The sequence below is a fragment of the Plantactinospora sp. B6F1 genome (assembly GCF_040120695.1).
Taxonomy (GTDB): Bacteria; Actinomycetota; Actinomycetes; order Mycobacteriales; family Micromonosporaceae; genus Plantactinospora.
In genome coordinates, this window is record NZ_JBEEAC010000082.1 from 1 (window position 1) to 1,663 (window position 1,663).

A 1,663-nucleotide genomic window follows, 5' to 3' on the forward strand; every position below is an offset into this window, starting at 1 on the left:
CGTTGTGGTAGGTCGCGGCCGAGGTCGGCGACGAGGGGGCCGTATTTGGCGTCGAAGGCGGGGCGTTCGGAGCGGATTCGGGGCATGTGGTCGAAGTTGCGTAGGGGTGGTGGGCTGCTGGTGGCCCATTCCAGGGAGTTGCCGAAGCCCCAGGGGTCGTCGACGGTGACGGCTCGGCCGTACCGCCATGATTTCCAGACGTTGTAGAGGAAGAAGAGGGTGGAGGCGCCGAGGACGAAGGAGCTGATGGTGGAGATGGTGTTGAGGGTGGTGAAGCCGTCGGTGGGTAGGTAGTCGGCGTATCGGCGGGGCATGCCCTCGTTGCCGAGCCAGTGTTGGACGAGGAAGGTGCCGTGGAAGCCGAGGAACATGGTCCAGAAGTGGATTTTGCCGAGGCGTTCGTCGAGGAGTCGGCCGGTCATCTTGGGGAACCAGAAGTAGACGCCGGCGAAGGCGGCGAAGACGATGGTGCCGAACAGGACGTAGTGGAAGTGTCCGACGACGAAGTAGGTGTCGGTGGTGTGGAAGTCGACCGGTGGGCTGGCCAGTAGTACTCCGGTGAGTCCGCCGAACAGGAAGGTGACCAGGAAGCCGATCGAGAAGAGCATCGGGGTCTCGAAGGTCAGTTGGCCCTTCCACATCGTGCCGATCCAGTTGAAGAACTTGACCCCGGTCGGTACGGCGATCAGGTAGCTGAGCCAGCTGAAGAACGGCAGCAGCACCTGGCCGGTGGCGAACATGTGGTGTGCCCACACCGTCATCGACAGGACCGTGATCGCGATCGTGGCGGCGACGAGTCCCTTGTAACCGAAGATCGGCTTGCGGGAGAAGACCGGGATGACCTCGGTGATGATGCCGAAGAACGGTAACGCCACGATGTAGACCTCGGGATGGCCGAAGAACCAGAACAGATGCTGGAACAGGAGCGGCCCGCTGTTTGCCGGGTCGTAGACGTGCGCGCCGAGGCGCCGGTCGGCGTAGAGGGCGAGCAACGCCGCGGCCAGCAGCGGGAAGACCAGGATCACCAGCAGCGCGGTCAGCAGCATGTTCCAGGTGAAGATCGGCATCCGGAACATCGTCATCCCCGGCGCCCGCAGGGTCAGGATGGTGGTGATCAGGTTGACCGCGCCCAGGATCGTACCGAGCCCGGACAGGACCAGCCCGATGATCCACATGTCCGCGCCGATGCCCGGTGAGTGCTGCGCCCGACTCAACGGCGGGTACGCCGTCCACCCGAAGTCCGCCGACCCGTTCGGCGTCAGGAAACCCAGCAACAGCAGTGACCCACCCAGCAGGTACAACCAGTACGCCAACCCGTTCAACCGGGGGAACGACACATCCGGCGCACCCACCTGCAACGGCACCACATAGTTGCCGAACGCGAACGCCAACGGAGTCGCGAACAGCAGCAACATGATCGCGCCATGCCCGGTGAAAAGCTGGTTGTACTGCTCCGTCGACAGAAACTGCAAACCCGGACGCGCCAACTCCGCCCGCATCAACATCGCCATCACACCAGCAACGATGAAAAACGCGAACGACGTCACCAGATACAACAACCCGATCTGCTTCGCATCCGTGGTACCCAACAACCGAAGCAACGTACTGCCCGGCACCACACCCCGAACCGGCCCCGGATAACCACCCGAACCAGCGGGGGCCA

1 protein-coding gene is annotated in these 1,663 nt (G+C 63.3%); it reads right to left on the bottom strand.

The annotated features are described in order from the left end of the window. Positions 1 to 1,663: aa3-type cytochrome oxidase subunit I (gene ctaD, locus ABNF97_RS33840; RefSeq protein ID WP_349341054.1), on the bottom strand; the 1,663-nt coding region annotated here is incomplete at both ends.